This is a genomic window from Agromyces sp. G08B096, from assembly GCF_040267705.1.
GTDB lineage: Bacteria > Actinomycetota > Actinomycetes > Actinomycetales > Microbacteriaceae > Agromyces.
Map to the genome: position 1 here is coordinate 1,462,036 of NZ_CP158374.1, position 13,214 is coordinate 1,475,249.

15 protein-coding genes are annotated in these 13,214 nt (G+C 72.6%); 14 read left to right on the forward strand and 1 reads right to left on the reverse strand.

Features of this window, described 5'->3' with window-relative positions:
• Positions 1-49 precede the first annotated feature (49 nt).
• The 5 genes from ABIQ69_RS07100 (at position 50) to ABIQ69_RS07120 (ending at position 5,435) form a co-directional block, all read left to right on the forward strand.
• On the forward strand, positions 50-406 hold the full coding sequence (locus ABIQ69_RS07100) for a YraN family protein (RefSeq protein ID WP_350349981.1): 357 nt from the start codon (positions 50-52) through the stop codon (positions 404-406).
• Positions 406-1,968 carry a YifB family Mg chelatase-like AAA ATPase gene (locus tag ABIQ69_RS07105; protein WP_350349666.1) on the forward strand — a complete coding sequence of 521 codons (1,563 nt, stop codon included), beginning with the start codon at positions 406-408 and terminating at the stop codon, positions 1,966-1,968. Before ABIQ69_RS07100 ends, ABIQ69_RS07105 begins: the two co-directional genes overlap by 1 nt.
• Positions 1,965-3,230 (forward strand): DNA-processing protein DprA, encoded by a 1,266-nt coding sequence (dprA, locus tag ABIQ69_RS07110; RefSeq protein ID WP_350349667.1) that lies wholly within the window; start codon positions 1,965-1,967, stop codon positions 3,228-3,230. The genes ABIQ69_RS07105 and dprA overlap by 4 nt, the downstream gene beginning before the upstream one ends.
• A gap of 130 nt (positions 3,231-3,360) precedes the next feature.
• Positions 3,361-4,281: a metallophosphoesterase gene (locus tag ABIQ69_RS07115; RefSeq protein ID WP_350349668.1), complete on the forward strand. Its 921-nt coding sequence runs from the start codon at positions 3,361-3,363 to the stop codon at positions 4,279-4,281.
• The gene (locus ABIQ69_RS07120; protein ID WP_350349669.1) at positions 4,278-5,435 is read left to right on the forward strand and encodes a tyrosine recombinase XerC; all 1,158 of its coding nucleotides are present in this window, start codon (positions 4,278-4,280) and stop codon (positions 5,433-5,435) included. Before ABIQ69_RS07115 ends, ABIQ69_RS07120 begins: the two co-directional genes overlap by 4 nt.
• Positions 5,436-5,453: 18 nt before the next feature.
• Here ABIQ69_RS07120 and ABIQ69_RS07125 read toward each other — a convergent pair whose 3' ends face one another.
• Positions 5,454-6,044, reverse strand: coding sequence for a M23 family metallopeptidase (locus ABIQ69_RS07125; protein WP_350349670.1), 591 nt, complete (start codon positions 6,042-6,044; stop codon positions 5,454-5,456).
• Between the two features lie 277 nt (positions 6,045-6,321).
• Here ABIQ69_RS07125 and rpsB point away from each other — a divergent pair, with 277 nt between their 5' ends.
• From rpsB to ABIQ69_RS07170, 9 genes are all read left to right on the forward strand, one after another.
• On the forward strand, positions 6,322-7,257 hold the full coding sequence (gene rpsB, locus ABIQ69_RS07130; protein ID WP_350349671.1) for a 30S ribosomal protein S2: 936 nt from the start codon (positions 6,322-6,324) through the stop codon (positions 7,255-7,257).
• Positions 7,258-7,297: 40 nt separating this feature from the next.
• Positions 7,298-8,128 (forward strand): translation elongation factor Ts, encoded by an 831-nt coding sequence (tsf, locus tag ABIQ69_RS07135; RefSeq protein ID WP_350349672.1) that lies wholly within the window; start codon positions 7,298-7,300, stop codon positions 8,126-8,128.
• 151 nt (positions 8,129-8,279) lie between these two features.
• On the forward strand, positions 8,280-9,011 hold the full coding sequence (pyrH, locus tag ABIQ69_RS07140; protein ID WP_350349673.1) for a UMP kinase: 732 nt from the start codon (positions 8,280-8,282) through the stop codon (positions 9,009-9,011).
• A gap of 45 nt (positions 9,012-9,056) precedes the next feature.
• Positions 9,057-9,611, forward strand: coding sequence for a ribosome recycling factor (frr, locus tag ABIQ69_RS07145; protein WP_350349674.1), 555 nt, complete (start codon positions 9,057-9,059; stop codon positions 9,609-9,611).
• A gap of 106 nt (positions 9,612-9,717) precedes the next feature.
• Complete coding sequence (locus ABIQ69_RS07150; RefSeq protein WP_350349675.1) at positions 9,718-10,626, forward strand: phosphatidate cytidylyltransferase; 909 nt, start codon at positions 9,718-9,720, stop codon at positions 10,624-10,626.
• Between the two features lie 20 nt (positions 10,627-10,646).
• Positions 10,647-11,201, forward strand: a complete 555-nt coding sequence (locus ABIQ69_RS07155) for a DivIVA domain-containing protein (protein ID WP_350349676.1) — start codon at positions 10,647-10,649, stop codon at positions 11,199-11,201.
• A gap of 376 nt (positions 11,202-11,577) precedes the next feature.
• Positions 11,578-12,135, forward strand: a complete 558-nt coding sequence (locus ABIQ69_RS07160; RefSeq protein ID WP_350349677.1) for a lytic transglycosylase domain-containing protein — start codon at positions 11,578-11,580, stop codon at positions 12,133-12,135.
• Positions 12,136-12,169: 34 nt separating this feature from the next.
• Entirely contained in the window at positions 12,170-12,478 is a 309-nt protein-coding gene (locus tag ABIQ69_RS07165; RefSeq protein ID WP_350349678.1) for a hypothetical protein, read from the forward strand.
• Positions 12,479-12,525: 47 nt separating this feature from the next.
• The gene (locus ABIQ69_RS07170; protein WP_350349982.1) at positions 12,526-13,206 is read left to right on the forward strand and encodes an alpha/beta hydrolase; all 681 of its coding nucleotides are present in this window, start codon (positions 12,526-12,528) and stop codon (positions 13,204-13,206) included.
• Positions 13,207-13,214: the final 8 nt, after the last annotated feature.

Below are 13,214 nucleotides of genomic sequence, written 5' to 3' on the forward strand. Positions count from 1 at the left end.
TGCCGTCCGCGACGCACCGGCCGCGACGCTGGTCGCGGAGGTGGTGCGGATGGCCCACAACACGGAACTCGGCCGGCGCGGTGAGGAGCTTGCGGTCGGCCACCTGGTCGCTCGCGGGATGCAGGTGATCGAGCGCAACTGGCGCTGCCGGCTCGGGGAGATCGACATCGTCGCCCGCGACGGGCACGACACGGTCTTCGTCGAGGTCAAGACCCGGACGAGCGCGGACTTCGGCCATCCGTTCGAGGCGATCACGCCCATGAAGCTCGCGCGGCTGCGGCGGCTGGCGATCGCGTGGTGCGAGCAGTCGGAAGCCGTCGTCGGGCGCATCCGTCTCGACGCCGTCGCCGTATTGGCGCCCGTGGAGGCGCCCGCGCTGATCGAGCATCTCGAGGGGCTCAGCTGATGCCGGTGGGTCGCACCCGGTCGGTCGCACTCATCGGCCTCGCGGGCTCCGTCGTCGAGGTCGAGGCCGACCTCGCGAGCCAGCTTCCCGCGCTCGTGATCATCGGCTTGCCCGACGCCGCCCTCGGCGAAGCGCGCGAGCGCGTGCGGTCGGCCGCGACCAACGCCGGATGCCCCCTCCCACCGCGCCGGCTCACCGTCAACCTGTCGCCGGCGTCCCTGCCGAAGCACGGCTCCGGGTTCGATCTGGCGATCGCGCTGGCCTGCCTCGCTGCGGCGGGGCAGGTCGACCCGGCGTCGGTCGCCAGGATCGCGCACCTCGGCGAGCTCGGTCTCGACGGACGGGTTCGCCCGGTCGCCGGCATCCTTCCCGCGGTGCTCGCCGCCTCCCGCGCCGGCCATCGCACGGTGATGGTCCCGGCGGCGAACGCCGAGGAGGCGGCGCTCGTCCCGGGCGTCGAGGTCATCGGGGTCGGCTCCCTCGTCGAAGCGGCGATCCGGCACGGCGGCTCGTTCGACCCGGCGCTGCTCGCCGCCTTCGAGTCGGCCGACACGGGGCCCGGCGAGCCGTCGGCGCGCCCGTCCCCGCGCTCCGCTCCGGCGGGCGACCTCGCCGACGTGACCGGCAACACCGAGGCCGTGGAAGCACTGCTCGTGGCGGCCGCCGGCGGACACCACCTCTTCCTCGAGGGGCCGCCCGGCGCCGGCAAGACCATGCTCGCCTCCCGGCTGCCCGGCATTCTGCCCGACCTCGATACCGAGGCCGCGCTCGAAGTGGCCTCGCTCCGCTCGCTCGCCGGCGACCCGCTCGACGGGTTGGACCTCCGCCCGCCGTTCGAGTCGCCGCACCACACCGCGAGCGCCGCGGCGATGGTCGGCGGCGGAAGCCGGATCATCCGGCCGGGCGCCGCGCCGCGGGCTTCGCACGGCGTCCTCTTCCTCGACGAGGCGCCCGAGTTCGCGGCGTCCGTGCTCGACGTGCTCAGACAGCCCCTCGAGTCCGGCACGATCAGCATCCACCGGGCGAATGCGGTCGCGACGTTCCCGGCGAGATTCCAGCTCGTCCTCGCCGCCAACCCCTGCCCGTGCGGTCAGCACGGCCTCGAGCACGGGGAGTGCAGCTGCGCGCCGGTCGCGCGTCGACGCTACCTCGGGCGCATCTCGGGCCCGCTGCTCGACCGCATCGATGTGCAGCTGTGGGTACCGCGCATCACCGCGGCGGGCCTGCGCATGGCGGGGGAGCGGCCGGCGTTCACCAGCGCGGAGGCGAAGCGCCGGGTGGCCGACGCCCGCGGCGCCGCCGCGGAGCGGCTCGCGGGCACGCCCTGGCGACGCAACGCCGAGATGCCGGGGCCGTGGCTCCGCGGCGCCGGCGGACTTCACCCCGGCGGGCGGGCGACGGCCGCGCTCGACCGGGCGCTCGAACGGGGCACCGTGACGATGCGCGGGTACGACCGCGTGCTGAAGGTCGCGTGGACGCTCGCCGACCTCGACGGGGCGACCGCGCCCGACTCGGGCCACGTCGGCCAGGCGCTGGCGCTTCGCAAGGGGATGAGCCGGTGACCGCGGTGTTCGACGAGGTACGCCGGTCGGCGTCGGGGGCGCTCCCCGCGTTGGGTCGCGAGACGGGCGACGACGACGCGCTGGCGCGTGCGTTCCTCGGCACGCTCGCCGAGCCGGGCGACGGAGTGCTGGGCGCGCTCGTCGAGGCCGCGGGCGCCCGTCACGCCGCCGAGCTGCTCGCCGACCGCGTCGATGCGGCGCACCTCGCGCGGGCGCTCGAAGCCGGCGGCGTCCGGGTGGAGTCCGCAGCGCTCCACGCGGCACTGCGGCGGTGGTCGCCGCGGATCGACCCGTCGGCCTTCGCCCGCGCCATCCACCAGGCGGTGCGGGTCTCGGCTCGGCTGATCGTGCCGGGAGATCCGGAGTGGCCCGACCCGGTCGCCGACCTCGGCGTGCACGCCCCGCTCGCCCTGTGGGTCCGAGGCGACGCGGGTCTGCTCGCCGCCGGAGATCAGGCCATCGCGCTCGTCGGGGCGCGCGCGGCAACCGGATACGGCGAGCACGTCGCGGTCGAGTCCGCCGCGGGACTGGTCGACCGCGGGTTCGCGATCGTCTCGGGAGGCGCCTACGGCATCGACGGCATGGCGCACCGCTCCGCTCTGCGGAGCGACGGCGCCACCATCGCGTACCTCGCAGGCGGCGTCGACCGCTTCTACCCCCTCGGACACGAGAGCCTGCTCTCGCGGATCGTCGAGCGAGGCGCCGTCGTCTCGGAGCTGCCCTGCGGCGAACCGCCGACGAAGTGGCGGTTCTTGCAACGGAACCGACTGATCGCCGCCTCGACGGCGGCGACCATCGTGCTGGAGGCGGGCCATCGCTCGGGGTCGATCAACACCGCAGGCCACGCCGCGCACCTCGGCCGGCCGCTCGGTGCCGTGCCAGGACCCGTGACCAGCCCGGCATCGGCGGGGTGCCACCGGCTCCTCCGCGAGTACGGGGCGGTCTGCGTGGTCGACGCCGAGCAGATGGCCGAGCTGGCCCGCGGCGAGCTGCCCGAAGCCGTGCGGTTCGGACCGCGCGGCGCCGCGTCCGCCGCTCCCCGGCGGTCCGGCGAGGACCCGCCGGGCGTGTGGTCGAGTCCCGACGGCGTGCGCGTCCGCGACGCGCTGAGCGCGAGAGCGCCGCGGAGTGTCGAGGAGGTCGCCCGACGCGCCGGCCTCGACCCCAGGAGCGCCATGAGCGTGCTCGGCTCGCTCGAGGCCGAGGGCCGCGCACTGCGGCACGCCGCCGGATGGGTGTCGCCCGCGCGGACGGGCAGGTGAACAGGGGCGCCCGGCGGGAGCATCCTCGACGCAGGGACTCGCTTCATCCAGGCTCGCTCCCACGCCTCCGACCGCCGTCCTCCGGCGCGTGCGGCCGAGGGCGTCGGAGGTCGGCCGTAGGCTGACGCACGTGGCTGGACTCACCGACGCACCTCGGCTCGGCCGCTATCCGGCGGCCAGGCACGTGATCGCACACCTCTCCGACACGCACCTGCTCGACGGCGGTGCGCCCCTCGGCGGTCGAGCCGATACCGTTGCGGCCCTCACCCAGGCGATCGCTCAGCTCGAACGGCTCGGCACCGAGCTCGACGCGATCGTCGTCACCGGTGACGTGGCCGACCTCGGCGAGCCCGATGCCTACGTCCGCGCTCGCGCCGCGCTCGAGCCCCTCGCGCGCTCCTGCGAGGCCGAACTGGTCTGGGTGATGGGCAATCACGACGAGCGCGCGGCGTTCCGGGCCGGCCTGCTCGACGAGGCCCCGAGCGACACGCCCGTCCACCGGGCCGTCGATGTCGGAGGGCTCCGCATCCTCTCCCTCGACGTCACGGTGCCCGGCTGGCACCACGGCACCATCGACGAGCACGCGCTTGCCTGGCTCAGCGAACAGCTGTCCGTCCCCGCGACGTTCGGCACCGTCCTCGCGCTGCACCATGCGCCCATCGCCACGCCGCTCGCGCTCATGGACGTCCTCGAACTCCGCGGGCAGGACGCGCTCGCCGCAGCGCTCGCGGGCACCGACGTCCGCCTGATCCTCGGCGGCCACCTGCATTACCCGACGAGCGGCATGTTCGCCGGCATCCCGGTCTCCGTCGCCGGCGCGACGGCGTTCACGATGGACCTCTCGGCGCCGCCGCGCGACCTCGTGGGCATCGACGGCGGTCGATCCTTCCAGGTCGTCCACCTCTTCGACGAGGGCGCCATCACCGCGGTCGTCCCCCTCGGAGACTTCCCCGTCGTCTCGAGTTTCGGAGCCGAGTTCCTCGCCGAGCTGGAGCGCCTCGACGCCGAGGGCCGGCTCGACCGATTCTCCCGGAAGCGCCCGCCGGCATGAGTGCGGGCGGCCGGATCTCGTCCGCGGTGACGCTGCCCGCCGCCGGGATCTCGTCCGCGGCGACGCTGCCTGCCGCAGTCGACGAGTACTGCGCCCACCTCGACGCAGAACGGGGCTACTCGGCCAATACCGTCGCGGCGTACCGCGGCGACCTGCTCGATCTGTCCCGGTACGCGGCCCGACGAGGCGCTGCGGGCGACGGGACGCTGCCCTCGCCCGCCGCAACGGGAGCAGACGCCCGCGAGCGAGCGGCGACCGATGGGTCCTACGACGAGGCGGTCCCGCCCGGGAGGCCCGTCGCCGACCTCGCCGCCCTCGACCTGCCGTTGCTGCGCGACTGGTTGTGGGAGGCCACCGAGGCAGGGCTCGCTCGCGCGACGATCGCCCGACGCGCGGCCTCGGCGCGCGGATTCTGCGCCTGGGCCGCGCGCCGCGGGCTCCTCCCCGCCGACCCGGCCGTCCGTCTCCGCGCGCCGAAGGCCCAACGCACCCTTCCGCGGGTGCTCACCCAGCAGGCGATCGGCGAGCTGCTCGCCGGGCTCGACCGGGCCGCGGCCGACGATCCCGTGGCCGCGCGCGACAGCGCGATCGTCGAACTGCTGTACGCCTCGGGCCTCCGCGTGTCCGAGCTCGTCGGACTCGACCTCGACGAGATCGACCGCGGGCGACGCACTGTGCGCGTGCTCGGCAAGGGCTCGAAAGAGCGCGTCGTGCCCTACGGGGCTCCCGCCGCCCGCGCGCTCGACCGCTATCTCGATCAGGCACGCGGCCGGCTGCTCGAAGGCGCAGGCGCAGGCGCGCGCCAACGGTCGGACGACGCCGCGGGGGCCGGATCCGCGGGAACGAGCCCGCGCTCTTCCACCCGGCCGGGGAGCGCGGCGGCCGCCTTCATCGGCGTGCGCGGCGGGCGGCTCGGGGCGCGAGCGGTGCACCGGCTGGTGGCCGACCTGCTGGCCGGGGTGCCCGGCGCGGGGCCGAGCGGCCCGCACGCCTTCCGGCACACGGCGGCCACCCATCTGCTCGACGGCGGCGCCGACCTCCGCGCGGTCCAGGAGTTCCTGGGGCACGCGAGCCTCGGCACCACGCAGATCTACACCCACGTCTCCGCCGAACGGCTGAAGGAGACCTACCGCACGGCGCATCCCCGCGCCTGACCCGCCGGACCAGGCCGATCAGTCGGCGAGGGGGAGGAGCACCGCGCGGGGCACGCCGCCGAGGAACACGAACGGCGAGACGTACTCTCCGTCGACCCGGACGCCGAAATGTACGCACGCCCCGTCGCAGTGCCCGCCGGCGCCGACGACGCCGATGGGCGCGCCGCGCGCGACCGTCTCTCCCTCGGCCACCACGGCGAGCACCGGCTCGACGGCGCTGACCACGTCGCCGCCGTGGTCGATCGCGACCACCTCGCGGCCGGCGACCTGGCCCGCAAAGCTCACCACGCCCGCCTCGGCGGCCACGACCGGGTCGCCGGCCGAGGCTGCGACGTCGATCCCGCGATGCCCGGCGGCGTACGGGGTCGCCGGCTGCCGGTACGGCGCGACCACTCGGATGGGCGGTGCGACGGGCCACTCCCACGCGGCCGACGGAGCGGAGGCCGCGGCTGCGCCGGAACCCGACGGCTCGACCGCCGCTGCGCCGGAAACCCTCGGCTCGACCGCCGCGGCGTGGGCGCCGACCGCGGGAACCGGTGCGGCCGGCCCGAGCAGGAGCGCCGCCAATGCGGCGCTCACGGCGAGCTTGGGGGCCCGCCGGCGAGGCATCCATCGATCGTTCACTCGATCAGGGTGACGGCCCGCGCCCGACGGGTGCCGTCCGCACCGGCCGCCCGTGCCGCGACTGCGCCTCCGCCGCCCTGGGGAGGAAGGCTCGCGTGATAGCATGTCCGTTGCGCCTCGCCATGCGAGGTGACTCCGCGTGCCCATTCGGCCACCGACTCCATCAGTCCCGCTCCTTCCGGAGCAGGCGGAGCCGTGCCGGGCACCAGGGCTTCCGATCGCCGATCGGTCGCGACAACTGAGAACAGAAGGAGAACGGCTCATGGCCGTCGTTACCATCCGCCAGCTGCTCGACAGCGGCGTGCACTTCGGGCACCAGACCCGCCGCTGGAACCCGAAGATGAAGCGCTTCATCTTCACCGAGCGCTCGGGCATCTACATCATCGACCTGCAGCAGTCGCTCGCCTACATCGACAAGGCGTACGACTTCGTCAAGGAGACGGTCGCCCACGGCGGTACCATCCTCTTCGTCGGCACCAAGAAGCAGGCGCAGGAGTCCATCGCCGAGCAGGCGACCCGCGTCGGCCAGCCCTACGTGAACCAGCGCTGGCTCGGCGGCCTCCTCACCAACTTCTCGACGGTGTCCAAGCGCCTCGCCCGCATGAAGGAGCTCGAGGAGCTCGACTTCGAGGGCACCACCTCGGGCTTCACCAAGAAGGAGCTGCTGCTCAAGAAGCGCGAGCTCGACAAGCTCCACAAGTCGCTCGGCGGCATCCGCAACCTCTCCAAGACGCCGTCGGCGCTGTGGGTCGTGGACACCAAGAAGGAGCACCTCGCGATCGACGAGGCCAAGAAGCTCGGCATCCCCGTCATCGGCATCCTCGACACCAACTGCGACCCCGACGAGGTGCAGTACCCGATCCCGGGCAACGACGACGCGATCCGCTCGGTGAGCCTGCTCACCCGCATCATCGCCGACGCCGCCGCCGAGGGGCTCATCCAGCGCCACCAGAAGCCCGAAGAGGGCGACGAGGCCGCTGAGCCGCTGGCCGAGTGGGAGCAGGAGCTCCTCCAGGCGCAGACCCCCGAGCAGTCCTCGCCCGAGACCGCCAAGGTCGACGGCGCCACCGCCGAGGCCGAGGAGACCGCAGAGGTCGCCGAGGTCGTGTCGGCGGACGCGACCGCCGAGGCCGCGACCGAGTCGGCTGCCGACGAGGCCGGCGAGCAGGCCGACGAGGCCGCCGCCGAGTCCAAGTAAGCCCCATCCAGAACACGAGTCCAGGAGACCAGTTCCGAACATGGCCAACTTCACCCTCGAAGACGTCAAGACCCTGCGCGAGCGCCTCGGCACCGGCATGGTCGACACGAAGAACGCACTCGTCGAGGCCGACGGCGACATGGAGAAGGCGGTCGAGATCCTCCGCCTGAAGGGCGCGAAGGGCAACGCGAAGCGTGCCGACCGCTCCACCGCCGAGGGCCTCGTCGCCGCCGTCGACAACGGCGACGGCACCGCCACCCTGATCGAGCTCGCCTGCGAGACCGACTTCGTCGCCAAGGGCGACAAGTTCGTCGGCCTCGCCGACCGCGTCCTCGAGGCCGTCGCCGCGGCTCGCGCCGAGACCGTCGAGGCCGCCCTGGCCGCGCCGGCCGAGGGCAAGACCGTCGCCGACGTGATCAACGAGGAGGCCGCGATCCTCGGCGAGAAGGTCGAGCTCCGCCGCATCCGCCTCGTCAAGGGCGAGCACTTCTCGATCTACCTGCACAAGACCTCGAAGGACCTTCCTCCGCAGGTCGGCGTGGTCCTCGGCTACGCGGGCGACGACGCCGACACGGCTCGTTCGGTCGCGCAGCACATCTCGTTCGCGAACCCCGAGTACCTCACGCGTGAGGACGTCCCGGCGGAGCTCGTCGAGAAGGAGCGTGCGCTCGTCGAGCAGATCTCGCGCGAGGAGGGCAAGCCCGAGGCTGCGCTCCCGAAGATCGTCGAGGGTCGCCTCGGCGCCTACTTCAAGCAGGTCGCCCTGCTCGACCAGGACTACGCGAAGGACAACAAGCTCTCGATCGCGAAGGTGCTGCAGGACGCAGGCCTGACCGTGAGCGACTTCGCGCGCTTCAAGGTCGGCGCGTAACACACGCCGTGGGGAGTCCGGATCGCTTGCGATCCGGACTCCCTTTTCATGCGCCCGGATGTCCCGTCGGGACATCCGCTCGCGTCGCACGCGACACCGTACGCGACGCCCCACTAGTTTTGGACCCGGGGATCGAAGGGATACGACGAGGATGACCGAACGCAAGCGCAGGGTGCTGCTGAAGCTCTCAGGAGAGGCGTTCGGGGGCGGCGCCCTCGGCGTGAACCCCGATGTGGTCTCGGCACTCGCCCGCGAGATCGCCGACGCGGCCCGAACCGTCGAGGTCGCCATCGTCGTCGGCGGCGGCAACTTCTTCCGCGGCGCCGAGCTGAGCCAGCGCGGCATGGACCGCGGGCGCGCCGATTACATGGGCATGCTCGGCACCGTCATGAACGCCCTCGCACTGCAGGACTTCCTCGAGCAGGCCGGCGCCGAGACGCGCGTGCAGTCGGCGATCTCGATGACCCAGGTCGCCGAGCCCTACATCCCGCGGCGGGCCGAACGGCACCTCGAGAAGGGCCGCGTCGTGATCTTCGGCGCCGGCGCCGGGCTGCCGTACTTCTCGACCGACACCGTCGCCGCCCAGCGCGCGCTCGAGATCGACGCGGATGTCGTGCTCGTCGCGAAGAACGGCGTCGACGGCGTCTACTCCGACGACCCGCGCACCAACCCCGACGCCACCAAGATCGACCGCATCTCCTACCAGGAGGCGCTCCAGCGGGGCCTCAAGGTCGTGGACTCCACGGCGTTCAGCCTCTGCATGGACAACGGCATGCCGATGCAGGTGTTCGGCATGGCGCCGGCCGGCAACGTCACCGCGGCGATCCTCGGCGCCGACCTCGGCACCATCGTCGCGAACGGCGTCCCGGCGACCGATCGATAGACTGTCCCGAGCAGCTGTGTCGTGCAGCGAAGAGAAGGAGCTCCCGTGATCGCGGATGTACTGTCCGATGCCACCGCACGCATGCAGAAGGCCGTCGAGGTCGCGAAGGACGACTTCGCGACCGTGCGCACCGGTCGTGCCAACCCCCAGCTCTTCCAGAAGATCATGGTGAGCTACTACGGCACCCCCACGCCGCTCTCGCAGCTGGCGTCGCTGAACAATCCCGAGGCGCGCACGCTCGTCGTCACGCCGTACGACAAGAGCGCCCTGCGCGACATCGAGCAGGCGATCCGCGACACCCCGAACCTCGGTGCGAACCCGACGAACGACGGCAACATCATCCGGGTGACTCTGCCCGAGCTCACCGAGGAGCGCCGCAAGGAGTTCGTGAAGATCGTCCGCTCGAAGGCGGAGGACGCCCGCGTGTCGGTGCGCAACATCCGCCGGAAGGCGAAGGACGACCTCGACGCACTGAAGGGCGAGGTCGGCGACGACGAGGTGGCGCGCGCCGAGAAGGAGCTCGAGCAGGTCACGAAGACACACGTCGACCAGATCGACGACGCGCTCAAGCGCAAGGAAGCCGAGCTCCTCGAGGTCTGAGGCCGGCGGAGTCAGGCTGAAGATGTCAGGCGTCCCGGAGGGGGAGCAGTCGGGCGCCGGTGGGCATGAACCGGGACCGGGCGCACGGGAGGACTTCCGTGCACAGGTGCACGCCCGGAAGGCGGAGCTCGAGCGTCAGTTCGAGGCAGGACGAGCCCAGTTCGATCAGGCGCAGGAGAAGATCAAAGCCCGCACGGGCCGCAATCTGATCCTCGCGATCCTCATCGGGGTCGTGTTCGGCGGGGCCCTCCTGCTGAGCCTGCTGGTGCTCAAAGAGCTCTTCATGGTGTTCGCGGTCGTCGTCGCGGCGTTCGCGAGTTCCGAGTTGGTGCAGGCCCTCCGCAAGGGCGGCATCCGCGTGCCGATCGTGCCGACCGTGATCAGCGCCGTCGCGGCGGTGCCGGCCGCCTACTATCTCGGGGCCGGCGGGCAGCTCCTGGCGGTGCTCGCCGGCATCCTGCTCGTCACGCTCTGGGGGTTGGTCGCGGCCGCGGCATCCGTCGATGCGCGGGGGAGCGGACGGAGCCTGCTGCTCGATGTCGCGGCCGGCGCGTTCGTGCAGGGGTACGTGACCTTCCTCGCGACGTTCGCCGTGGTGCTGACCGCTGCCGACGGCGGGCAGTGGTGGACCCTGGCGTTCATCATCACCGCGGTTGCGGCCGATACCGGGGCGTACGCGTTCGGCCTGATGTTCGGCAAGCACCCGATGGCGCCCGTGATCAGCCCGAAGAAGACGTGGGAGGGCTTCGCCGGCGCGGCGGCGACGAGCGTGCTCGCCGGCATCCTGCTGTCGACCTTCATGCTGCAGGAGCCCTGGTGGTTCGGCCTCGTGTTCGGCATCGCCATCCTGGCGTCGGCGACGGTGGGCGACCTCGTCGAGTCGCTCATCAAGCGCGACCTCGGCATCAAGGACATGAGCTCGTGGCTGCCCGGCCACGGCGGGTTCCTCGACCGCCTCGACTCGATCCTGCCGTCGGCTGCGGTCGCCTTCGTGGCGTTCAGTCTCTTCGGCTGATGGTGCGCGATACTGGTGCGGTGAGTTCGACCTTCCCCCGCGCGCGCAAGCCCCAGCTCGGCTACGACACCGCTCAGGTCGAGGAATTCCTGCAGCGGGCCCGGCGGGCCTACGACGGCCGGCCCGCCCCCGACGACCCCGAGCTCACAGCCGAGCAGATCCGGTTGACCGCGTTCGGCATGCAGAAGGGCGGTTACTCCACCGCGCACGTCGATGCCGCGCTGGAGCGGCTGGAGGACGCCTTCGCAGCCAAAGAACGCCAGATCGCCGCACGCCTGCACGGCGACGAGGCGTGGCTGCGTGAAGCGCGGACGACCGCGCAGGTCGTCTCGAACCGGTTGGCCCGCCCCGACGGCGAACGCTTCGACCGGGTGAACCCGCTCGTGCTCGGCTATCACGTGAAGGAGGTCGACCGGTTCGCCGAGCGGCTCACACGGTACTTCCGCGACGGCTGGCCGATCAGCATCGACGACGTCCGCACGGTCACCTTCCGCGCCCAGCGCGGCGGGTACCGCGAGGCGCAGGTCGACCTCGTGCTCGACGCGGTGGTCGACGTGATGCTCGCGGTGCGCTGAGCCGTGGAATCCGTTCGACCGGCCGCGCGCGCTTCGATACACTCGACCCATCGTGGGTAGGCATTCGGGTTCGGGCGCGCCGGAGGCGCACGAGCCGTTCGGCGATGGCGCGGAATCGTGGGCGCCGCCCCAGCCGGATGAGACGAGGTGGGATGCCTCGGCGCGACGGGATGTTCCGCCGACGGCGGCTCCCTCGTTCCCGGCTTTCTCGTCCCCTGCGTCCTCGTCCTCGGCCTCGGCTGCTGCACCCTTGCGGCGGTCGAATCTCCGGCCGGCCGCGATGCGCGTGCCCGCACCGGAACGCGCGGCGTCCGCCCCGATCAACGCCACGAGCGGACGTGTTCGCAGCGCCGGACGGCTGAAGCAGGCTGTCACCGTGGTGTTCGCCTTCGCGGCCGCGGTGAGCTTCCTGCTCGTGAACATCGTCGACCCGTACTCCGGGGCGACGGCGTCCGCCGACTACGTGCAGCCCGGCGACCGGTTCGACGGCGAGCCGATCCAGGACGTCGAGGTCTCCGGCGAGTACGACGTGGCGGTCAGTCGCGAGGCCTACCTCGTCGAGAAGAAGCCCGAGGAGCCGGTCGTCACGGCGGCCGCCGCCGGCTGGGCGCCACCCGCCATCACCCCCGACCCCGGCTCGGCGCAGGCGTACGCCGCCGGCGCGGTCGCCGCCCGCGGCTGGCCGTCCTCCGAGTTCGACTGCCTCTACGCCCTGTGGGCGAAGGAGTCGGGCTGGCGGGTGAACGCCTACAACGCGTCGAGCGGCGCCTACGGCATTCCGCAGGCGCTGCCGGGCTCGAAGATGGCGACAGCCGGCGCCGACTGGGAGACGAACGCGGCCACGCAGATCGAATGGGGCCTGGGCTACGTCAGCGGCCGGTACGGCACCCCCTGCGGCGCGTGGGCGCACTCGCAGGACGTCGGCTGGTACTGACGGCATGTCGCCCCGGCGACCATAGACTGGAACGATGGCACCGTCGAATCGAGCTCGCGGCCGCGCCGCGAAGGCCCGGGCGGGGCATCCTGAGCTCGACGTCGAACGGCTGACCGCCGGCTGGAAGCGGACCGAGGTCCGCGGCGGTCGTGAATGGTACGTCCAGCCCGTCTCGGAGCGGCAGGCCGTCAAGGCGTACTCGTGCCCGGGCTGCGGCCAGGAGGTCGCGCCGGGCACCGCGCACCTCGTCGCGTGGCGCGCCGACGGCGTGCTGGGGGATGCCGCAGACCTGGCGGCCCGCCGTCATTGGCATACGCACTGCTGGAGGTTGAGCACCCCGTGACCGACGCGACCCCGATCGAGATCCGTGCCGGCGTGGAGCTCCCGGCGATGCGCGAGGAGGTTGAGCTGCACACCGGCGACGGCCTCACGCTCGTCGGCGAGCTCGCCGTCCCGGCCGACCGTCCGCCGGTGGCCACCCTCGTCACGCTGCATCCGCTGCCCACCGCGGGCGGGTTCATGGACTCGCATATCCTCCGGAAGGCGGCGGCTCGCCTCCCGGCGCTCGCCGGCCTCGCGGTGCTGCGCTTCAACACGCGCGGCACGACCTCGCCGCGCGGAACCAGCGAGGGCGAGTTCGGCGACGGCGAGACGGAGCGGGCGGATGTCGCGGCCGCGATGGCCTTCGTCCGCGAGCGCGGCCTTCCGTCGCCGTGGCTCGTGGGCTGGTCGTTCGGTACCGAGCTGGCCTTGAAGCACGGCCTCGAGCACGATGTCGCCGGGGTCATCCTGCTGTCGCCGCCGCTGCGGCGCACCTCGCCCGAGGAACTGGCTCGGTGGCGCGACGTGGAGATCCCGGTCATCGCGCTGATCCCGGAGCACGACGACTTCCTGCGCCCGGCTGAGGCGGCCGAGCGGTTCGCCTCGGTGCCGAACGTGCGCGTGATCCCGGTCGAGGGGGCCAAGCACCTCTGGGTCGGTGAGCAGCAGACTCGTCGAGTGCTCGACGAGATCGTCGGTGCCGTCGCGCCGCAGGCGCTTCCGCTGCCGACCGTCTGGCCTGCCGGCTGAACGATTCC